Source organism: Streptomyces sp. CA-243310, from assembly GCF_050936775.1.
Classification (GTDB): domain Bacteria; phylum Actinomycetota; class Actinomycetes; order Streptomycetales; family Streptomycetaceae; genus Streptomyces.
Window position 1 is genome coordinate 1,549,051 of sequence record NZ_JBNJMF010000002.1, and the last position, 20,544, is coordinate 1,569,594.

Below are 20,544 nucleotides of genomic sequence, written 5' to 3' on the forward strand. Positions count from 1 at the left end.
GAGGTCGACATCGACCGATACTGTTCAGCATTGTCGAACTACGTCAGCAGGAGGCTGCGCGATGGCACGGAACATCCAGTCGCTCGAACGAGCCGCTGCGATGCTGCGGCTCCTGGCGGGCGGCGAGCGCCGGCTGGGACTGTCGGACGTGGCGACGTCCCTCGGCCTGGCCAAGGGGACCGCGCACGGGATCCTGCGCACTCTGCAGGCCGAGGGCTTCGTGGAGCAGGACTCCGCTTCGGGCCGCTACCAGCTGGGCGCCGAGCTGCTCCGCCTGGGGAACAGCTATCTGGACGTGCACGAGCTGCGTGCCCGCGCCCTGGTCTGGACGGACGACCTGGCCCGGGCGAGCGGCGAGAGCGTGTACGTGGGGGTGCTCCACAACAGCGGGGTGCTGATCATGCATCACGTGTTCCGCCCGGACGACAGCCGTCAAGTGCTGGAGGTGGGGGCCATGCAGCCACTGCACTCCACGGCCCTGGGCAAGGTGCTGTCCGCGTACGACCCGGTGGCGCACACCGAGGCCGTGGAGGTCGAGCGGGAGGTGTTCACTCCCCGCACCGTCACGGACGGCGCCGGTTTCGAGGAGATCCTCGACCTGACGCGGGCCCGCGGCTGGGCCTCGGACATCGAGGAGACCTGGGAGGGGCTGGCCTCGGTGGCGGCGCCGATCCACGACCGGCGCCGGATGCCGGTGGGTGCGGTGGCGGTCGTGGGCGCCGTGGAACGGGTGTGCACGGAGGCCGGCGAGCCGCGCGCGACGCTGGTCGCGTCGGTCCGGGACTGCGCGAGGTCGGTTTCGCGCGACCTTGGCGCGGGCCGGTTCTGACCTTGCATTGATCGCATCCGGAGGCACTTTCTCCGCTATCCGGATGCCTTGCGCCTTTTTTTGATCATCAAATGGCTGAATTTGGTCGATCGCACCGGCCGGTAACGATCCGACTCTTTGACCTGGTCAACCCTTGACGCCTTCTTCACCAGGGCGGAAAACTGCCGTTCATCGGTCGGCATTGTCGAACACCTACCGGCAATACGCGTTAGGGTGTGACAAGGCCAAGGACCGGTGCAGCACTCACCGAGTGCGTGGGCCACCGGAGGGACCCGGTGTCCACGTACCCCTGGACGTAAGACAAAGGAGTCGCGGGTGTCCAGCTCCGACATCTTCATCGGCGAGACCATCGGTACCGCCCTGCTCACACTGCTCGGTGGCGGCGTCTGCGCCGCCGTCACGCTGAAGAGCTCCAAGGCCCGCAACGCGGGTTGGCTCGCCATCACGTTCGGCTGGGGATTCGCCGTACTGATCGCCGCCTACGTCTCCGCGCCCCTCTCCGGCGCCCACCTCAACCCGGCGGTCACCGTCGGCCTCGCGATCAAGGACGGTGACTGGGGCAACGTCCCGGTGTACTTCGCCGGCCAGCTCCTGGGCGCGATGCTCGGCGCGGTGCTGATGTGGGTCACGTACTACGGCCAGTTCCGTGTGCACCTGGCGGACCCGGAGCACATCCGGGACGCGAAGCTCGGCCCGGAGGACCCGCACCCGCACGACGTGGCGGGCCCGGTCCTCGGGATCTTCTCCACCGGTCCGGAGATCCGCAACATCGTCCAGAACCTGGCGACCGAGATAATCGGCACCGCCGTCCTGGTCCTGGCCATCCTGACCCAGGGTCTCCAGGACGACGGCAAGGGCCTCGGCGTCATCGGCGTCCTGATCACCTCTTTCGTGGTCGTCGGCATCGGCCTCTCGCTCGGCGGTCCGACCGGCTACGCCATCAACCCGGTCCGCGACCTCGGTCCGCGCATCGTCCACGCCCTGCTGCCGCTTCCCAACAAGGGCGGCTCCGACTGGGCATACTCCTGGATCCCGGTGGTCGGCCCGCTCGTCGGTGCCGCCGCCGCCGGTGGTCTGTACAACATCGCGTTCGCCTGATCAGCATCGGCACGTATCGCAAGATCCGCACCGCCCCCTGATTCCGCCAACCCAGAGACCTGCCAGGAGCACCCACCATGACCAGCAGCACCGGCCCCTTCATCGCCGCGATCGACCAGGGCACCACCTCCTCCCGCTGCATCGTGTTCGACCGCGACGGCCGCATCGTCGCGGTCGACCAGAAGGAGCACGAGCAGATCTTCCCGAAGCCGGGCTGGGTCGAGCACGACGCCGCCGAGATCTGGACCAACGTCCAGGAGGTCGTCGCCGGAGCCATCGCCAAGGCCGAGATCACCGCCGCGGACGTCAAGGCCGTCGGCATCACCAACCAGCGCGAGACCACCCTGCTGTGGGACAAGAACACCGGTGAGCCGGTGCACAACGCGCTGGTCTGGCAGGACACCCGCACCGACGCCCTGTGCAAGGAGCTCGGCCGCAACGTCGGCCAGGACCGCTTCCGCCGCGAGACGGGCCTCCCGCTCGCCTCGTACTTCGCCGGCCCCAAGGTCCGCTGGCTGCTCGACAACGTCGAGGGCCTGCGCGAGCGCGCCGAGGCAGGCGACATCCTCTTCGGCACCATGGACTCGTGGGTCATCTGGAACCTCACGGGTGGCGCCCAGGGCGGTGTGCACGTCACCGACGTCACCAACGCCTCGCGCACCATGCTGATGAACCTGCACTCCCTGGAGTGGGACCCGAAGATCGCGGAGTCGATGGGGGTCCCGACCAACGTCCTCCCCGAGATCAGGTCCTCCGCCGAGGTCTACGGCCACGTCAAGGAGGGCGTCCTCGCCGGCGTCCCGGTCGCCTCGGCGCTCGGCGACCAGCAGGCCGCCCTGTTCGGGCAGACCTGTTTCGCCGAGGGCGAGGCCAAGTCGACCTACGGCACCGGCACGTTCATGCTGATGAACACCGGCGACCAGATCATCAACTCCTACAGCGGCCTGCTGACCACGGTCGGCTACCGGATCGGCGACCAGAAGCCGGTCTACGCGCTGGAGGGCTCCATCGCCGTCACCGGCTCGCTCGTCCAGTGGATGCGCGACCAGATGGGCCTGATCAAGTCCGCCGCCGAGATCGAGACCCTGGCCTCCTCCGTCGAGGACAACGGCGGCGCCTACTTCGTGCCCGCCTTCTCCGGCCTCTTCGCCCCGTACTGGCGCTCCGACGCCCGCGGTGTGATCGCCGGCCTCACCCGGTACGTCACCAAGGCGCACATCGCCCGTGCCGTCCTGGAGGCCACCGCCTGGCAGACCCGTGAGATCACCGACGCCATGACCAAGGACTCGGGCGTCGAGCTCGCCGCCCTCAAGGTCGACGGCGGCATGACCTCCAACAACCTGCTGATGCAGACGCTCTCGGACTTCCTGGACGCACCGGTGGTGCGCCCCATGGTCGCCGAGACCACCTGCCTCGGCGCCGCCTACGCCGCCGGCCTCGCCGTCGGCTTCTGGCCCGACACCGACGCCCTGCGCGCCAACTGGCGCCGCGCGGCGGAGTGGACCCCGCGGATGCCCGCCGAACAGCGGGACCGCGAGTACAAGAGCTGGCTCAAGGCCGTCGAGCGGTCCATGGGCTGGGTCGACGACGAAGACGCCAGCTGACCGCTCAGCCGGCGCAATCGACGAGTAAGTAGGAGTCAAGCGATATGAGCAGCCCGCAGAGCGTTCCCGCCCTGGGTACGCACCCGACCGCCGGTTCGAACCCGAGCCGCGCCGAGACCCGCGAGCAGTTGGCCAAGGCCACGTACGACCTGCTGGTCATCGGCGGTGGAATCCTGGGCACCTCGGTGGCCTGGCACGCCGCGCAGTCGGGGCTGCGGGTCGCCATGGTGGACGCCGGCGACTTCGCCGGCGCCACCTCCTCCGCCTCGTCCAAGCTCGTCCACGGCGGTCTGCGCTACCTGCAGACCGGCGCGGTCAAGCTGGTCGCCGAGAACCACCACGAGCGCCGGGTGTTGGCCAAGGACGTGGCCCCGCACCTGGTCAACCCGCTCACGTTCTACCTCCCGGTGTACAAGGGCGGCCCGGTCGGCGCCGCGAAGCTGGGCGCGGGCGTGTTCGCGTACTCGGCGCTGTCCGCCTTCGGTGACGGCATCGGCAAGGTCATATCCCCGGCCCGTGCCGTCGCCGACAACCCGGGTCTGAAGACGGACAACCTGAAGGCCGTCGCCGTCTACTACGACCACCAGATGAACGACTCCCGCGTGGCCGTCATGACGGTCCGCGCGGCCGTCGAGTCGGGCGCGGTCGTCCTGAACCACGCCGAGGTCACCGGTCTGCGCATGACGCGCGGCCGGGTCAGCGGCGCCGAACTCAAGGACCGTCTCGACGGCACCGAGTTCGGGGTCGACGCGCGCGTCGTGCTCAACGCCACCGGCCCGTGGGTGGACCACCTGCGGCGCATGGAAGACAAGCACTCGATGCCGTCGATCCGTCTGTCCAAGGGCGCGCACATCGTGATGAAGCGCAAGTCGCCCTGGAAGGCCGCCATGGCCACCCCGATCGACAAGTACCGCATCACCTTCGCCCTGCCGTGGGAGGACCAGCTGCTGCTCGGCACCACCGACGAGGTGTACGAGGGCGACCCCGCGGACGTGCGCGCCACCGAGGCCGACATCCAGCAGATCCTCGACGAGGCGGCGTTCTCCGTGAAGGACGCGGACCTCGACCGTTCCCTGATGACGTACGCCTTCGCGGGCCTGCGGGTGCTGCCCGGCGGCCCCGGCGGGGTGGAGAAGGCCAAGCGGGAGACCGTGGTCTCCGAGGGCGCGGGCGGCATGCTGTCGGTGGCCGGCGGCAAGTGGACCACCTACCGCCACATCGGCCGTGTCGTGATGGAGAAGCTGGCGAAGCTCCCGGGCAGCCCGCTGACCGAGGACATGGAGCCGCTGAAGTCGCTCGTGCGCCGGATCGCCCTGCCCGGTGTCGCCAACCCGAACGCGGTGGCGCACCGGCTGCTGGTGGACCGGGAGCCCGGGACGCGGATGGACCCGCTGACCGCCCGGCACCTGGCCTCGCACTACGGTTCGCTGGCCTTCGACATCGCGCGGCTGGCGAACGAGGACGCGGCGCTCGCCGAGCGCATCCACCCGGACGGTCCGGAGATCTGGGCGCAGGTCGCGTACGCCCGTGACAACGAGTGGGCCGAGACGGTCGACGACGTGCTGCGTCGCCGTACCACGGTGACGGTCCGCGGCCTGGACGACGACGCGGTGCGCGCCCGTGTCCAGGAGATGCTGGGCGACAAGGCTTAGCCTGCTCGGCAGGTGGGCAGAGGGGCGGTTCCGAGGGGAACCGCCCCTCTGTCGTGGGCTGTGGTTGGTGTCGTTTCAAGGCTTAGGCTGACCCACGTACGCAAGGGAACTTCGGAAGGAGACCTGGGTGATCGAGCTTGAGGGCGTGCCCGAGCTGATCGACCCGGTCATGGTGGCCGCGTTCGAGGGCTGGAACGACGCGGGTGACGCCGCCTCCGGTGCGGTGACGCACCTTGACCGGGAGTGGAAGGGCGAGGTCTTCGCGGCTCTGGACGCCGAGGACTACTACGACTTCCAGGTCAACCGGCCGACGGTCTGGCTGGACAACGGAGTACGGAAGATCACCTGGCCCACGACGCGTCTGTCGGTGGTCAGGATCGGCGGCGCCAAACCGCGCGACCTGGTGTTGGTGCGGGGCATCGAACCGTCCATGCGCTGGCGGTCGTTCTGCAACGAGATCCTCGGCTTCGCCCACGAGTTGGGCGTGGAGATGGTCGTCATCCTGGGGGCGCTGCTCGGCGACACCCCGCACACCCGGCCGGTCCCGGTGAGCGGGGTGACGTCCGACGCCGACCTGGCGCGCACGATGGACCTGGAGGAGACCAAGTACGAGGGTCCGACCGGGATCGTGGGCGTGCTCCAGGAGGCCTGTACGCACGCGGGCGTGCCGGCGGTGTCGTTGTGGGCGGCGGTGCCGCACTACGTGTCGCAGCCGCCGAACCCGAAGGCGACGCTGGCGTTGCTGAATCGGCTGGAGGATCTGATCGACATTCGGATCCCGCTCGGCGAACTGCCCGAGGACGCGCGGGCCTGGCAGTTGGGCGTGGACCAACTGGCCGCCGAGGACAGCGAGGTGGCCGAGTACGTGCAGACGCTGGAGGAGGCGCGGGACACCGCCGACCTGCCGGAGGCCTCGGGGGACGCCATCGCCCGGGAGTTCGAGCGGTACCTGCGGCGCCGTGATCCGGCGGCCGATCCGGGCACGGCGGGCGACACCGGCTCGTACTTCCGCGACCTCTCGGGAGGCGGTCGTCCGCAGCCGAAGCCGAGGCCCGGACCGGAGGAGTCGGCGGGCTCGCCCGAGGCGCCCGACACACCGGACGCGGACGAGGACACCCCCGAGGCCTGACCCGCCTGTCGCCGGGAGTGCGGTGAACGAGCGAAGCGCGCCCCGACGGTTGCGTCGGGGCGCGCTTCGTTGTCGGGGAGCGGTGCTCCCCCGGGTTCTACAGGGCCACGCCCAGCAGGGCGTCGACCGTGCGGGAGACCAGACCGGGGGCCGATTCGTCGTCGCCGGACGCGGCGATCTGGAGTTCGGCCCAGCGGTCCACCGCGGCCAGCGCGGCGGGGGCGTCCAGGTCGTCGGCGAGGGCCTCGCGGACCTCCTCGACGAGGGTGTCGGCGGGGATGCCGTCGGGGCGTGACACGGCCGCGCGCCAGCGTTCGAGGCGGGCGACGGCCTCGGCGAGGACCTCGTCCGTCCACTCCCAGTCGGCCCGGTAGTGGTGGGCCAGCAGCGCGAGTCGGATGGCCGCCGGGTCGACGCCGGCGCGGCGCAGCGCGGAGACGAAGACCAGGTTGCCCTTGGACTTCGACATCTTCTCGCCGTTGAGGGCGACCATGCCGGCGTGGACGTACGCCTTGGCCATCGGGAACTCGCCCGTGAGGGCCTGTGCGTGCGAGGCGCCCATCTCGTGGTGCGGGAAGGCCAGGTCGGAGCCGCCGCCCTGGATGTCGAAGCCCATGCCGAGGTGGTCGAGGGCGATGGCGACGCACTCGATGTGCCAGCCGGGTCGGCCGCGGCCCAGCGAGCCGCCGTCCCAGCTCGGGTCGCCCGGGCGGGCGGCCATCCACAGCATCGGGTCGAGCGGGTTCTTCTTGCCGGGACGCTCGGGGTCGCCGCCGCGCTCGGCGGACAACAGCCGCATCGCCTCGGCGTCGAGGTGGGAGACCTGCCCGAAGTGGGGGTCGGACTCCACGGAGAAGTAGACGTCGCCGTCGAGTTCGTAGGCGGCGCCCGCCTCCCGGAGCCGTTCGACCAGCGGCACGATGCCGGGTATGGCCTCGACGGCGCCGATGTAGTGCCGGGGCGGCAGCATCCGCAGGGCGGTCATGTCCTCGCGGAAGAGGGCCGTCTCGCGTTCGGCGAGTTCGGTCCAGTCCTGGCCGTCCCGCAGCGCCCGCTCCAGCAGCGGGTCGTCCACGTCGGTGACGTTCTGGACGTAGTGGACCTGCCGCTTGTTGTCGAGCCACACGCGCTGGACGAGGTCGAACGCGTTGTAGGTCGCCGCGTGACCGATGTGGGTCGCGTCGTACGGGGTGATTCCGCAGACGTAGATACGGGCGACGGGACCGGGGTCGAGGGTGATCGTCCCTTGGGTCGCGGAGTCGTGGATCTGGAGGTCGCGGCCCTTGCCAGGAAGGGCGGGGACCTCAGAAGCGGGCCAGGCATGCATGCTTCGAGACTAACCGGACTGGTGTTCCGGAAACGAACCGGACCTGCACTGTTGGCTTGATCGACACTCTTGCGATCTGGCCGGTTCCATGCATGTCGCGCCGGCCTGTTCAGACCGGCGGCCAGGGGATCGCGGGCCACTGCCCGGACGGCTTCGGGTGGGTCCCCGTGCGCACCAGATGGGCCACACGGGCCCGTACGGCGTCCAACTCGGCGGCGGTGATCAGTTCGGCCAGCCGGGTGGCGAGCGGGCCTCCGTCGGCCAGCTGATCGGCCAGGGAGGCCAGCGCCGACCGTGCCTCGTCCGTCAGCGACTCCCCCGCCCACCCCCACAGCAGGGTGCGCAGCTTGTCCTCCGTGTGGAAGGTCACTCCGTGGTCGATGCCGTAGAGCCGCCCGTCGGGGGCGGGCAGCAGGTGGCCGCCCTTGCGGTCGCCGTTGTTGATCACGGCGTCGAGAACGGAGAGCCGGCGCAGCCGGGGGTCGTCGGCGTGGACGAGCAGCGCGGTGCGGCCCTCGCCCACCTCGGCGAAGGCCACCGGCTTCCAGCCCTCCCCCGCCTCCTCGCCCTCGACGAGCGCGAGGAGCTCCGCCTCCGGTGATTCCCCGGCATCGATCCAGTGCTGGACCATGCCCTCGCCGTACGGGCCGTCGCGCAGCACGGTCGTCGGCACGAGTCCCCAACCGGTGGCCTCGGAGACCAGGTAGGCGGCGCGCTCGCGCTGGGCGAGGTTGCCGTCGGGGAAGTCCCACAGCGGCCGCTCGCCCTTGATCGGCTTGTAGACGCAGTCGACGCTCTCGCCCTCGTGCGTCACCGTGCAGAACAGGACGGCGTTGGAGGCCTCGGCGATGCGGGCGCGGACGGTCAGCTCACCTCGGGTGAGCAGTTCCTCGATCGGGGTCACGGGGCTCACGCCTGGCGCCGGTAGCCGTTCTGGCGCGGACACACGTGCCCTTCGGGGTCGAGCGGCAGGCTGCACAGCGGGCACGGCGGGCGGCCCGCGTTGACGACGTCCAGGGCGCGTTTGGCGAAGGCCCGCGCCTGGCTGCCGGACAGGCGGACGCGGAGCATCGGGGGCCCGTTCTCCTCGTCCTGGAGCAGGCGCTCCTCCGCCTCGGCGAGATCCTCTTCCGAGTCCGCGTCGAGTTCCACCAGCGCCTGGGCCTCGACGATCATGCGCTGCTCGTCGCCGTCCCAGGCGAGCGCCATGGTCCCGACGCGGAACTCCTCCTCGACGGGGGCGTCGAGCGGTGCGGTGTCGGGCGCCTCGGTGGAGGCGACGGCGGGGACGGGGGCGTTGCCGCCGGTGCGGCGCACGACCTCGTCCAGCAGTTCGTCCATCCGCTCGGCCAGGGCCGCGACCTGCGTCTTCTCCAGGGACACGCTCGTGACCCGGGGGCCCGAGGAGGCCTGGAGGAAGAACGTACGACGTCCAGGCAGACCGACCGTGCCGGCCACGAAGCGGTCCGGCGGGTCGTAAAGGAAAACCTGACGGGGCACGTCCAGTCTCCAAGGTTCGGCGGCGGGGGGAGGGGCGGTGCTGTGCAGTTGTGTTGGCCCGTCCACCCTACTGCGCCGTTCGATCAGGCCGCGCCCGCACCGCCCCCCACGACGGCGTTCCCGTCGGCTTCGGGATCCTGCGGGGTTTCGGCGGACGCGCGCGGGATCAATGACCCGAAGTCGCCGGTGTCGCCGAGTCGGAACACGAAGGGTCGGGTCGCGGTGTAGCGGATCGCGGTGACCGAGCAGGGGTCGACGTGGATCCGTTGGAAGAGGTCGAGGTGCATGCCGAGGGCGTCCGCCACAAGCGACTTGATGATGTCCCCGTGCGAGCACATGAGGAAGACGGCGTCGCCGCCGTGCTCTTCCTCGATCCGCGCGTCCCATTCGCGCACGGCGTCCACGGCGCGGGCCTGCATGGCCCGCATGGACTCGCCGCCGGGGAAGGACGCCGCCGAGGGGTGCTGCTGGACGATCTTCATCAGGGGTTCGTCGGCGAGTTCGGAGAGCTTGCGGCCGGACCAGTCGCCGTAGTGGCACTCGCCGATCCGGTCGTCGGTGTGCTCGGTCAGCCCGGGCCGTGCGGCGAGCAGCGGGGCCAGCGTTTCCCGGCAGCGCTGGAGCGGGCTGCTGACGACGGCCGCGAGGGGCACGCCCGCGAGTCGCCCGGGCAGCGCGGCGGCCTGTTCGGCGCCGCGTTCGTCGAGGGCCACTCCCGGGGTCCATCCGGCGAGCAAGCCTGCGGTGTTGGCGGTGGACCGCCCGTGTCGTACGAGGATCAGCGTGGCCATGCGCCCAGCCTAAGCGGTGGCGCGTGTGTGCGGGCGGGGTGGGCGCAGGGAAGAATGCCCCGAGTGATTGTCGACTGCGCGATGTACCGGGACGGCCGCCGTTCCCAGGCCCCGAAGGACTTCTCGGATGCCCTGGACGAGGCCCGGGCCGACGGCGACGCCTTCGTCTGGGTCGGCATGCACGAGCCGACGGAGAAGGAATTCGAGCACGTCAGCCAGGAGTTCGGCCTGCATCCCCTGGCGGTGGAGGACGCGCTGGGGGCTCACCAGCGGCCGAAGCTGGAGGTGTACGACGACTCGCTCTTCGTGGTCCTCAAGCCGGTGATGTACGACGAGGCGACGGACACCGTGACCACCGGCGAGTTGATGGTCTTCATCGGTGACTCGTTCGTGGTCACCGTCCGGCACGGGGAGGGGGCCGCGCTGGCCGCCGTCCGACACCGGCTGGAGCACGAGCCGGAGGTGCTCAGGCACGGGCCGACGGCGGTGTTGTACGCGGTGTCCGACGCCGTGGTGGACCACTACATCGAGGTGGCGGCCGAGCTCCAGTCCGACCTGGAGGAGTTGGAGGCGGAGGTGTTCGCGCCGAACGTGACGGACACGAAGAACACCGCCGCCCGGATCTACGGCTTCAAGCGGCAGGTGCTGGAGTTCCGTCGGGCGACGAGTCCGCTGCTCCAGCCCATGGACCGCCTCGCCTTCGGCAGCGTGCCGTTCGTGCACGACCACGCCCAGCCCTTCTTCCGTGACGTCGCCGACCACCTGACGAAGGCGAACGAGTACATCGAGGGCCTGGACCGGCTGCTGTCGGACGCGCTGGCGGCGCACCTGGCGCAGATGGGTGTCCGACAGAACGACGACATGCGCAAGATCTCCGCCTGGGCGGCGATGGCGGCCGTCCCGACGATGGTCGCGGGGGTCTACGGCATGAACTTCGACCACATGTGGGAACTCCACCAGCGCTGGGGCTATCCGGTACTGCTGGTGATCATGACGGTGCTGTGCCTGGGCCTGCACCGGATGTTCAAGCGCCGCGGCTGGCTGTAGGCCGTCTCCCGCGGGGCGGCGCCAGGGCGCTCAGGCGAACTCGGGTGCGGTGGCGGGTTCGCCGCCCAGCGCGTCGCGCCGTTCGGGCAGGCGCAGGTCGATCATGCGGTGCCAGCCGCCGAAGCGCTCGTACGCGTACATGCCGCGGATGCCGGCGGCGAGCGCGGCGGACTTGGGCGCCGGCCAGCGCAGGATCCGCCCCATGTGCGCCATCACGGCGAGGCTCACGTCGCGGTAGACGCCGATCTCGGCGAGCGCGCTGGTGCGCAGGGTCCGCTGGATGGTCCGGGCGTGGCCCTCGCGGGCGAGCCTCAGGAGTTCCTCGTGGCAGTAGGCGAGGTGGTTGTCCTCGTCGTTGCTGATCATGCGGATGGCCTTGCCGATCTCGGGGTGGTCCCCGAAGCACTTGGCCAACATCACCATCTGGTCCGCGGCGCGCTGTTCGGTGACCCGGCTGTGCGCGAGGTAGACGACGATGTCCTCCTCGGTCAGCGGTTCGTCGCGGCGCAGCTTGTCGTGGGCGAGCCCGATGCCGCGCCGCTCCAGCAGCATCGTGTAGTCGGTCTCGGGCGGCACGGGAACCGCCGGCAGGCCGCGCTTGCGCAGCAGTGCCCGGAAGATCCGGCCGTGCTTGTCCTCGTCGGCGCCGTGGCGGGTGATCTTGGGGGCGAGATCGCGCATGCCGGCCGGCACGAGCGCCGCGATCCGGGCGTTCTCCCAGCCGCCCTGGGACTCCCCGCTGGCGGCGATGGAGCAGAACAGCTGGAAGGAGTCGTCGTGGTCGACGATCTCCTGGAACAGGCTGCGGGCAGAGAGCATGTAACGAGTCAAATGCGGATGGAGCGGACGGGCAACCGATGCGTCGCGCCGCTCGGCCGAATGAACGAACCGAAGGCGATGCCCGCAGGGCGTAACCAGGGGGCCGCCGATCGCGTTGTTGGCGGTGTCGGCCGTGGCGGGGAAGACCCCCCGAGCCCCCACCACGGCCGCAGAACCTCCGACTCCTCGCCTCAGGCGAGACCCGCCAGTTCCAGCGCCTCGGTCCCGGCGCGCAGGGCGGTGATCCGCTCGTCCAGCGTGAATCCGGCCGGGGCCAGCGTCAGGGTCGTGACCCCGGCTTCCGCGTAGGCCCGCATCCCGTCCGCGATCCGCTCCACGGAGCCCAGCAGGGTGGTCGAGTCGATCAGCGAGTGCGGGACGGCGGCCGCCGCGCCCGCCTTGTCGCCGGCCAGGTACTTCTCCTGGATCTCGGCCGCTTCCTTCTCGTAGCCCATGCGCTGGGCCAACTGGTTGTAGAAGTTCTGCTTGGCGCTGCCCATGCCGCCGACGTACAGCGCGGTGTACGGGCGGAACATGTCCGCGAGTCCGCCCACGTCGGCGCCGATGGCCAGTGGCACGGTCGGACAGACGTCGAAGCCGTCCATCGTCAGGCCCGCCTTCTCGCGGCCCGCGCGGATGTGTCGCAGCGCCGTCTCCTCCAGGTGCTCCGCCGCCGGGAAGATCAGCAGGGCCCCGTCGGCGATCTCGCCCGTCTGCTCCAGGTTCTTCGGACCGATCGCGGCGATGTAGAGCGGGATGTGCTCGCGCTCCGGGTGCACGGTGAGCTTGATCGGCTTGCCGGGGCCGCCGGGCAGCGGGAGGGTCCAGTGCTGTCCTTCGTAGCTCAGCCGCTCGCGGCTCATCGCCTTGCGGACGATCTCCACGTACTCGCGGGTCCGGGCGAGCGGCTTGTCGAACTTCACGCCGTACCAGCCCTCCGAGACCTGCGGTCCGGAGACCCCGAGGCCGAGTCGGAAGCGGCCCTTGGTGAGCGAGTCCAGGGTGGCGGCGGTCATGGCCGTCATGGCGGGCTGGCGGGCCGGGATCTGGAAGATGGCCGAGCCGACGTCGATCCGCTCGGTCTGGGCCGCGACCCAGGCCAGGACCGTGGCCGCGTCCGAGCCGTAGGCCTCCGCCGCCCAGCAGACGTCGTACCCGAGGCGGTCGGCCTCCTGGGCGACGGCGAGGTTGTCGGCGTCCATGCCCGCACCCCAGTAACCGAGATTGATGCCGAGCCGCATGTGTCGTCCCCTTACCGGTTTACCGATCAGTAACGTTGGTCTGCGGGGGACTGTAGCGCGCCACGGTGCCCCGCGTCAGTGCCCCAGTAGTCTCAGCGCTCATGGAGCAGAGGCATCTCGGCCGCACCGGACTGCGCGTCTCCCGGATCGGCCTCGGCACCCTGACCTGGGGACGGTCCGCCGAAGGACCCGACGAGGCGGGCGCGGCCGAGCAGTTGAAGACCTTCTGGGAGGCGGGCGGCACCTTCGTCGACACCGCCGACGTGTACGGGGGCGGGGAGGCGGAGTACCTCCTGGGGCAGTTGATCAGCGGAGCGGCGCCGCGGCGGGAACTGGTGATCGCGACCAAGTCGGGGTCCGTACGGGACCCGGATCGGCGCTTCGACTGTTCGCGGGGCCACCTGCTGGCCGCGCTGGACGATTCGCTGGCCCGCCTGGGCACCGACTACGTGGACCTGTGGCAGGTGCACGCCTTCGACCCGGGAACCCCGCTGGAGGAGACCCTCCAGGCCCTGGACCTGGCCGTGAGCAGCGGGCGGGCGCGGTACGCGGGGGTGGCCGGCTTCAGCGGCTGGCAGTTGGCGAAGGCGGCGACCTGGCAGCTGGCGGCGCCGGGCCTGCGGACCCGCCTGGCGTCGACCCAGATGGAGTACTCGCTCCTCCAGCGGGGGGTGGAGCGCGAGGTGCTGCCGGCGGCGCTGGACCTGGGTGTGGGCCTGCTCCCCTCGTCGCCGCTGGGGCGCGGGGTCCTGACGGGCAAGTACCGGGACGGGACGCCCGCCGACTCGCGGGCCGCGTCGGACACCCTGGCGGCCTTCGTGGACCCGTACCTGGACGATCCCGCGAGCCGGATCGTGGACGCGGTGGCGACGGCGGCGCAGGGGCTGGCGGTGACCCCGCTCCAGGTGGCGCTGGCGTGGATCCGGGACCGGCCGGGAGTCGTCGCGCCGATCGTCGGCGCGCGGACGGCGGAGCAGCTCGGCGCGGCGCTGTCGGTGGAGGCCCTTAGTCTTCCCGAGGAGATCTGCCGTGCGCTGGACGACGTGTCGGCGCCCGTGCACCGCTACCCCGATCAGGACTGGAGCACGCTGTGAGTACGGACCGTCACGCCCCCGAGCCCGCCGCCGCGGATGAACTGGCCGCCCCCGGCCCGGAGGGCGAGCCCACGGACGGCTCCGACGGCGTCGCTCCGCCGGAGGCGGATCAGGCCCCCGAGGCACCGTCCGAGCCCCCGTCGGACCCGGAGGCCGCACCGGATGCCGAACAGGACGCCCACGGGCCCGAGGCCGACGCCCCGGTGCCGCCGGTGCCGCCGGTGACGCCGGTGACGCCGGTGACGGACGCGGCCGAGGACGCGGCCGAGGACGCGGAGGACGATGTTGCCGAGCCGCAGGCCCCGGCGTCCGACGCCGACGATGCCGGTGGCGGTGACGCCGAGCCGGACGCGACGCCGGCCGGGGACGCGGCCGCCGGCGACGAGGAAGGGGCCAAGCCCGGGCTCAGCGAGGCGGCGGCGGAGTTGGCCGCGCAGAAGGTCGAGCGGGAGCGGATCGCCCGGCGCAAGGCGGAGCGCGAGGCACCGATCGAGGCCGGCGCGAAGCTCAGCGGCACGGCCGCCGACCTGCTGGCCGCCGTACGGGCCGTGGAGAGCGGCGAGAAGCCCGCTCCCGTGTACTTCGACGATGCCCCGACCGCGCCGCGCCCGGCTCCGGCCGCCGCTCCCCCGCAGCCCCGCACGCCCGCGCCCGTCGCGGCGGTCGCCGTCGGCGACGTCGACGCCGTACGCGCCGTCCTGCTGCGCGGTGGGGCTCCCGAGGCCCTGGCGGCTCAGACCGCCGCCGTGCTCGGCGAGGGCGCGGCCGAGCGGCTCGCCGAGGACCCCTGGTCGTTGTTGTCGGTGGCCGGGGTGCGTCCCACCCAGGCGGACGGATTCGCCCGGGCCCTGCTGGGCCCGGAGGCGGGCCCGGCCGACGAGCGCCGCAGTGCCGCCCTGGTGGGCTGGCTGCTGGAGCAGGCCGCCCTGAAGGGACACACCGCGCTGGAGGCGCCGGTCCTGGAGAAGGCGCTGTCCCAGTACGGCGTCCCGGACGCCGGGGAGGCGCTGGAGCAGGCCGTCGGGGACGCCGCGGTGCTGGTGTTCAACGAGCCGCTGGACCCGCCGGGCACCGAGTACGCCGAGGGCGAGGAGCCCCCGGTGCGCGTCCTCTTCGGTCTGGAGGGCTGCGCCCTGGCCGAGGAGAGCCTGGCCGACGGGCTGGCCCGGCTCGCCAACACCTTCGGCGGGGCGGCCGATTGGGAGGAGGCCGCCACCGGACCGGGCGCCGATCTGATCCGGGCGGTCTCCGGTCACGGCCTGGTCACCCACACCGGTGGCGAGGCGGCCCGCGCCGAACCGGCGGCCCTGCTCGCGGCCGCACGGGCATTCGGGCTGCGGGCGTGCCTGGCCGCCCACGCGCCGCACGAGGGCGCCGTTACCGTGGCGGGCCTGCTCGCCGGCGCCGAGGGGCCCGGGCGGGACGCGGACGGACAGTTCGCGCTGGACCTGCTCATCGTCCTCGACTCCCCCCAGCTGGACGTGGAGACCGCCGCCGCGTTGGTGGAGTCGGTGCCGGACGGCGCCCGACTGGTGCTGTCCGGGGATCCCGGCGTCCTCGGCTCGGCCGGGCCGGGGCGGGTGTTCGCGGATGTGCTCGCGGCCCGCGCCTGCCCGCAGTCGGTCTCCCGCGTCCCGGACCCCGGTCCGCTCGGCGAGCTGGTCTCGGGCATCGGGATCGGGGAGCTGAACCAGGTCGAGGCTCCCGGCAAGGAGGTCGTGATCGTCCCGGTGCGCGACGCCGGGGAGGCCGTGCACCGGACCGTTCAGCTGGTGGCGGAGTCGGTGCCCCGCGCGTTCGGCGTCCAGGCGGACGACGTACAGGTCATCACTCCCGGCCACGGCGGCTCGGCGGGCACCAGGGCGCTGAACATCGCGCTCAAGGAGCGGCTGAACCCCGGCCCCGGCCGTTTCCGCGGCTTCGACCCCGGCGACCGGGTGGTGTACGTGCCCTCGCCGGGGCGGGCGCTGCCCGCGCGGGTGGTGTCGGCCGACGCCGAGGGGCTGCACCTGGACGCCTCGGGCGAGCGGATCGTCGTACCGCAGGAGCAGGTGGAGTCGCGGGTCCGGCACGGCTGGGCGGTGACCGCGCACCAGGCCGTGGGCACGCGCCGGCCCGCGGTGGTCGTGGTTCTGCCGGGGGACGCGGCGGAGGCCCTGTCGCGGGACTGGGTGTACACGGCGTTCGGGCGGGCCGAGCGGCACCTGTCCGTGGTGCACGGCGTCGACCAGGCACTGCCGGCGGCGGTGGCCCAAGGGCTGCCGAAGCCGCGCACGACCCGCCTGACGGGCCTGCTGCGGGCCCTGGCGGCCTCGGCCGAGCAACCGCGGTAGCGCGGGTGACGTCGGTGTGCCCCCGCCCGGGTCCGGGCGGGGGCACACCGACGTGCGGGGCGAGGGATCAGGCCGGGGTCAGGCCCGGCGCGGTGACCTCCTCGGCCTCGTCGTCCTCGAAGTCGTCCGGCTCCTCGTCGAAGACCGCGCTCACGTCGAACCGGTGCAGGACGTCCTGTGGGTCGGTGTGCCCGAAGGGGGTGTCCAACCACTCCCCCGGTTCGGCGATCTCCTCCGAGGCGGCGAGCCACAGCGTGGAGTCCCCTTCCTCCAGGCCGAACTCCTTGTAGCGGGAGGCGATCTCGTCGGGCTCGTACTCCCCGAAGAGCACGCCGAGGGCGGCCGCGGTGCCGCCGTCGTCGACCAGCTCGGCGTCCCGGTCGTGCGCGGCGACACGCTCGGCCTGGGCGATCAGTCGCTGGGGTTCCACGACGGCGTAGTCGCGGCGGATGAGCACGCTGAAGGCGGCGGGCTCGGCGGGGCCGGTGTACGGGACACCGTCCTCGGGTGTCGGGATCTCGAAGGGGGTGACCTCGTCGTAGCGGTCGTACAGGAGCTCGTCGTACTCCTCGGCGGCTGCGGCGAGTTCGTTGAAGGCGGCGTAGACGGCCGGGTCCTCGTCCCCGATCCTGCTCTCGACCGCGGCGAGGTGACGGTCGAGCGCGGCCTTGACCGCCTCGGCGGCGGCACGTACCTCGGCAACAGTGGGCAGAGCGGCATCAGACATAGTGCAGACGCTATCCGTAGCAGGGCTCTGCCCGCACAATAGATGCGATGCCGGAATACGAATTTGTCGACGTGTACGTGCCCCGCGGGGTTCCTCGCCACGAGGCCACCCGCCTGTTGACCGACCATGCCGAGTACGGGCACTGGGAGCTGGACCGACTGACATTGCACCGGGACGGCAGTCGCCGCGTGCGGTTGCGCCGCCGGATCATCCGTCAGGTCCGCGCCACGTGGTGACGCGGGCCCCGGGGGCGGGACCCGCGTCGTGAGCGACCGTCAGGCGGCGTTGCGGGCGCGCCGGTAGAGCACGGCGCCGGCCAGCAACAGGCCGCCCGCGAGCGGAACGCCGGCGCTGAGGACGTCACCGGCGCCGGTGGCGGCAAGCCCTTGGCCCTGGCCGGGCTTCACGGGAGTACCGGGGTTGCCCGGGGTCCCGGGGTTGCCGGGCGTGCTCGGGGTGCCGGGGTTACCCGGGGTACCGGGCGTGCCCGGGTTGCCAGGGGTCCCGGGGTTACCTGGAGTGCCGGGGTTGCCGGGCGTTCCGGGGTTCCCAGGCGTTCCGGGGTTGCCGGGCGTTCCGGGGTTGCCGGGCGTGCCGGGGTTGCCCGGGGTCCCGGGATTGCCGGGCGTACCCGGATTGCCGGGCGTCCCGGGGTTACCCGGGGTCCCGGGGTTTCCGGGCGTGCCCGGGTTCCCAGGTGTTCCGGGGTTGCCCGGCTCGTCGTCGTCGCACGGTTCATCCGGGTGGCCCGGGTGACCGGGGTTTCCGGGGTGGCCCGGGTGACCGGGGTGACCCGGGTTTCCAGGGTGACCGGGGTTTCCGGGGTGACTCGGCCGTGTCGGCTTGCCGGCGTTCTCGCAGCGGTTGCCGAAGGCGGGGTTCAGGCCCCCCACCACGTTCACGGTGTTCCCGCAGGCGTTCACCGGTACGTCCACGGGCGCCTGGACGTTGTTCCCGGACAGCAGGCCCGGGGAGTTCGCGGCATGGCCGGACGCTCCGGCGTCCGCCTGGGCGACACCTCCACCCAGCGCGAGAACACCTCCCGCGGCCGCCATGGTGATCAGGGTCTTCCTGGTGACCTGTACTACCGGTCGTCGCATCTGTACTCGTCCCCTGTTGTGCACGTTTCGGTCGACGCGCAGGCCCTGCAGGCTCCCCCGCCTGCCGCGCCGAGATGTCGGAAGCCGGGCCGCATGATCGAGATCGGGCCCGGAAAGCCCGGTGGCCCCGGAGCGCTGGAAAGCGCTCCGGGGCCCGGGACTTCAGATACGTCAGGCGTTGACGCAGGTGTTGCCGAAGGCCGGGTTCAGCAGACCGATCACGTTGATCGTGTTGCCGCAGACGTTGACCGGCACGTGGACCGGAACCTGGACGACGTTGCCGGACAGGACACCGGGCGAACCGATGGCCGCACCCTGGGCACCCGCGTCGGCGGCAGCCATGCCCGCACCCGCGAGAATGAGACCACCAGTGGCAGCCGCAGCGGCGACAACCTTCTTGAGCATTGTTCCTCCTAGTAGGCAAGTGCGGTCCCAGCCGCGGACCGCACCACCTGTAACGAGGAAGGATCACCGGGGCTACGAGCGTATGAGTGCATTCACTCTTCTCGGTGACGTCCGCACACCTACCCGAATTGGGCGCCTCAGGCGTTGTCGATGAATCGGTCGAGCACCCGAACACCGAACTTCAGCCCGTCCACCGGCACCCGCTCGTCCACGCCGTGGAACATGCCGGCGAAGTCGAGCTCCGGGGGCAGTTGGAGCGGGGCGAAGCCGAAGCAGCGGATTCCGAGGTCGTCGAACGACTTGGCGTCCGTGCCGCCGGAGAGCATGTACGGAACCGCGCGGGCGATCGGGTCCTCCGCCTTCAGCGCGGTCTGCATGGCGTCGACGAGCTTTCCGTCGAAGTCCGTCTCCAGGGCCTTGTCCGCGTGGACGTCCTCCCGCTTCACGCGCGGGCCGAGGATCCGGTCGAGGTCCGCGAAGAACTCGTCCTCGTAACCGGGCAGGAAGCGGCCGTCCACGTGCGCGGTGGCCTGGCCGGGGATGACGTTGACCTTGTAGCCGGCGCCCAGCATCGTCGGGGCCGCCGAGTTGCGCAGGGTGGCCCCGACCATCTTGGCGATGCCGCCGAGCTTGGCGAGCGTCGCGTCCATGTTGTCGGGGTCGAGGGGGGTGCCGAGCGCGTCCGAGAGTTCGTCCAGGAAGGACCGCACGGTCTTGGTCACGCGCACCGGCCACTGGTGGCGACCCAGCCGACCCACGGCCTCGCACAGTTCCGTGATGGCGTTGTCGTTGTTGGTCATGGAGCCGTGGCCCGCGGTGCCCTCCACCGTGAGCCGCATCCAGTGCATGCCCTTCTGGGCGGTCTCCACCAGGTACAGGCGCAGGTTCTCGTTGACGGTGAACGAGAAGCCGCCGACCTCGCCGATCGCCTCGGTGACCCCCTCGAAGAGGCCGGGGTGCTTGTCGACGAGGTGCCGGGCCCCGTAGACGCCGCCCGCCTCCTCGTCGGCGAGGAAGGCGAGCACGATGTCGCGCGGGGGCTTGCGGCCGCTGCGCATCCGGTCGCGCACGACGGCCAGCGTCATCGCGTCCATGTCCTTCATGTCGACCGCGCCGCGCCCCCACAGGCACCCGTCGGCGATCTCGCCCGCGAACGGGTCGTACGTCCAGTCTGCGGCGTTGGCGGGGACGACGTCGGTGTGGCCGTGGATCAGCAGCGCCGGCCGGGAGGGGTCCTCGCCCTCGATGCGCGCGACGGTGGAGGCCCGCCCCTTGTGCGATTCGAAGATCTGCGGCTCCAGCCCGACCTCGGCCAGCTGCTCCGCGACCCACTCGGCCGCCTTCCGCTCACCGGGGCCGGAGTGGTCCCCGTAGTTGCTGGTGTCGATCCGGATGAGGTCACGGCAGAGGTCGACGACCTCGTCCTCACCGGAGACGGTCCTGCCCGCGCTCGATTCGCTCACGCTGCTTCCTCCCACTGATCAGTGCCGACTTCCTCCCCCCATCCTCGCCCCACCGGCCGCCGTCCCCAAGGGCGATCCCCGGTCACCGGGGGGTGTGATCGAGGACCCCGGAATGTTTGGTAATGTTTTCCACGTCGGAACGGCCCGCGAGGGACGCGAGACAGACACCTTGTCCGGGTGGCGGAATGGCAGACGCGCTAGCTTGAGGTGCTAGTGCCCTTTATCGGGCGTGGGGGTTCAAGTCCCCCCTCGGACACCAAAACGGTCATGTTTGAACCCCGGTCCCAGTTGGGTCCGGGGTTCGTCGTATCGGCGGGAAGTGGGCCGTTCGGGCGCTGTATGGCGCCCTCGGGCCGCACCAGTTCCAGGTTGGCGCGGTGTGCCC

19 protein-coding genes, 1 tRNA gene and 1 pseudogene are annotated in these 20,544 nt (G+C 71.5%); 10 read left to right on the plus strand and 11 right to left on the minus strand.

Annotated elements, in window-relative coordinates; genetic code table 11:
- The first annotated feature begins 61 nt into the window (after positions 1–61).
- From ACQEVM_RS24595 to ACQEVM_RS24615, 5 genes are all read left to right on the plus strand, one after another.
- Positions 62–829 (plus strand): IclR family transcriptional regulator, encoded by a 768-nt coding sequence (locus ACQEVM_RS24595; RefSeq protein ID WP_433082452.1) that lies wholly within the window; start codon positions 62–64, stop codon positions 827–829.
- 315 nt (positions 830–1,144) lie between these two features.
- Positions 1,145–1,927, plus strand: a complete 783-nt coding sequence (locus ACQEVM_RS24600) for an MIP/aquaporin family protein (RefSeq protein ID WP_433082454.1) — start codon at positions 1,145–1,147, stop codon at positions 1,925–1,927.
- Positions 1,928–2,004: 77 nt separating this feature from the next.
- The gene (gene glpK / locus ACQEVM_RS24605; protein ID WP_433082456.1) at positions 2,005–3,531 is read left to right on the plus strand and encodes a glycerol kinase GlpK; all 1,527 of its coding nucleotides are present in this window, start codon (positions 2,005–2,007) and stop codon (positions 3,529–3,531) included.
- A gap of 44 nt (positions 3,532–3,575) precedes the next feature.
- On the plus strand, positions 3,576–5,183 hold the full coding sequence (locus tag ACQEVM_RS24610) for a glycerol-3-phosphate dehydrogenase/oxidase (protein ID WP_351375589.1): 1,608 nt from the start codon (positions 3,576–3,578) through the stop codon (positions 5,181–5,183).
- A gap of 127 nt (positions 5,184–5,310) precedes the next feature.
- A complete protein-coding gene (locus tag ACQEVM_RS24615; protein WP_433082459.1) occupies positions 5,311–6,312 on the plus strand; it encodes a PAC2 family protein in 1,002 nt (333 codons plus the stop codon).
- Between the two features lie 97 nt (positions 6,313–6,409).
- Here the strand turns inward: ACQEVM_RS24615 and mshC are convergent, their stop codons facing one another.
- The 4 genes from mshC to ACQEVM_RS24635 all read right to left on the minus strand — a co-directional run bounded on the left by mshC (position 6,410) and on the right by ACQEVM_RS24635 (position 9,930).
- The gene (gene mshC, locus ACQEVM_RS24620; protein ID WP_433082461.1) at positions 6,410–7,639 is read right to left on the minus strand and encodes a cysteine--1-D-myo-inosityl 2-amino-2-deoxy-alpha-D-glucopyranoside ligase; all 1,230 of its coding nucleotides are present in this window, start codon (positions 7,637–7,639) and stop codon (positions 6,410–6,412) included.
- A gap of 109 nt (positions 7,640–7,748) precedes the next feature.
- Positions 7,749–8,585: an SCO1664 family protein gene (locus ACQEVM_RS24625; protein ID WP_433082463.1), complete on the minus strand. Its 837-nt coding sequence runs from the start codon at positions 8,583–8,585 to the stop codon at positions 7,749–7,751.
- The gene (locus ACQEVM_RS24630) at positions 8,549–9,139 is read right to left on the minus strand and encodes a DUF3090 domain-containing protein (protein WP_433082465.1); all 591 of its coding nucleotides are present in this window, start codon (positions 9,137–9,139) and stop codon (positions 8,549–8,551) included. Before ACQEVM_RS24630 ends, ACQEVM_RS24625 begins: the two co-directional genes overlap by 37 nt.
- A gap of 83 nt (positions 9,140–9,222) precedes the next feature.
- On the minus strand, positions 9,223–9,930 hold the full coding sequence (locus ACQEVM_RS24635) for a histidine phosphatase family protein (RefSeq protein WP_433082467.1): 708 nt from the start codon (positions 9,928–9,930) through the stop codon (positions 9,223–9,225).
- A gap of 54 nt (positions 9,931–9,984) precedes the next feature.
- Between ACQEVM_RS24635 and corA the strand changes: the two genes are divergently transcribed.
- On the plus strand, positions 9,985–10,977 hold the full coding sequence (gene corA / locus ACQEVM_RS24640; protein ID WP_433082469.1) for a magnesium/cobalt transporter CorA: 993 nt from the start codon (positions 9,985–9,987) through the stop codon (positions 10,975–10,977).
- A gap of 30 nt (positions 10,978–11,007) precedes the next feature.
- Here the strand turns inward: corA and ACQEVM_RS24645 are convergent, their stop codons facing one another.
- Positions 11,008–11,796 (minus strand): ferritin-like domain-containing protein, encoded by a 789-nt coding sequence (locus tag ACQEVM_RS24645; RefSeq protein WP_433082471.1) that lies wholly within the window; start codon positions 11,794–11,796, stop codon positions 11,008–11,010.
- A 191-nt stretch (positions 11,797–11,987) separates the two neighbouring features.
- Positions 11,988–13,037, minus strand: coding sequence for an LLM class F420-dependent oxidoreductase (locus ACQEVM_RS24650; RefSeq protein ID WP_433082473.1), 1,050 nt, complete (start codon positions 13,035–13,037; stop codon positions 11,988–11,990).
- Positions 13,038–13,138: 101 nt separating this feature from the next.
- On the opposite strand from ACQEVM_RS24650, the gene ACQEVM_RS24655 reads away from it, so the two are divergent.
- Positions 13,139–14,131 carry an aldo/keto reductase gene (locus ACQEVM_RS24655; RefSeq protein WP_433082475.1) on the plus strand — a complete coding sequence of 331 codons (993 nt, stop codon included), beginning with the start codon at positions 13,139–13,141 and terminating at the stop codon, positions 14,129–14,131.
- A complete protein-coding gene (locus tag ACQEVM_RS24660) occupies positions 14,128–16,464 on the plus strand; it encodes a helix-hairpin-helix domain-containing protein (RefSeq protein WP_433082477.1) in 2,337 nt (778 codons plus the stop codon). Before ACQEVM_RS24655 ends, ACQEVM_RS24660 begins: the two co-directional genes overlap by 4 nt.
- A gap of 67 nt (positions 16,465–16,531) precedes the next feature.
- On the opposite strand, the gene ACQEVM_RS24665 is transcribed toward ACQEVM_RS24660, so the two are convergent.
- Positions 16,532–17,191 carry a hypothetical protein gene (locus ACQEVM_RS24665; protein WP_433082479.1) on the minus strand — a complete coding sequence of 220 codons (660 nt, stop codon included), beginning with the start codon at positions 17,189–17,191 and terminating at the stop codon, positions 16,532–16,534.
- Between the two features lie 47 nt (positions 17,192–17,238).
- On the opposite strand from ACQEVM_RS24665, the gene ACQEVM_RS24670 reads away from it, so the two are divergent.
- A complete protein-coding gene (locus ACQEVM_RS24670) occupies positions 17,239–17,427 on the plus strand; it encodes a DUF5703 family protein (protein WP_053678800.1) in 189 nt (62 codons plus the stop codon).
- Positions 17,428–17,466: 39 nt separating this feature from the next.
- On the opposite strand, the gene ACQEVM_RS24675 is transcribed toward ACQEVM_RS24670, so the two are convergent.
- The 4 genes and pseudogenes from ACQEVM_RS24675 to ACQEVM_RS24690 form a co-directional block, all read right to left on the minus strand.
- Positions 17,467–17,598 (minus strand): hypothetical protein, encoded by a 132-nt coding sequence (locus ACQEVM_RS24675; RefSeq protein ID WP_433085535.1) that lies wholly within the window; start codon positions 17,596–17,598, stop codon positions 17,467–17,469.
- Positions 17,599–18,102: 504 nt separating this feature from the next.
- Positions 18,103–18,291: pseudogene (locus ACQEVM_RS24680) on the minus strand (chaplin); the annotation flags it as partial.
- 171 nt (positions 18,292–18,462) lie between these two features.
- Positions 18,463–18,696, minus strand: a complete 234-nt coding sequence (gene chpH, locus ACQEVM_RS24685; protein ID WP_053678804.1) for a chaplin ChpH — start codon at positions 18,694–18,696, stop codon at positions 18,463–18,465.
- A gap of 137 nt (positions 18,697–18,833) precedes the next feature.
- On the minus strand, positions 18,834–20,159 hold the full coding sequence (locus ACQEVM_RS24690; protein WP_266951209.1) for a M20/M25/M40 family metallo-hydrolase: 1,326 nt from the start codon (positions 20,157–20,159) through the stop codon (positions 18,834–18,836).
- 171 nt (positions 20,160–20,330) lie between these two features.
- On the opposite strand from ACQEVM_RS24690, the gene ACQEVM_RS24695 reads away from it, so the two are divergent.
- A tRNA-Leu gene (locus ACQEVM_RS24695) sits at positions 20,331–20,418 on the plus strand.
- Positions 20,419–20,544 lie beyond the last annotated feature (126 nt).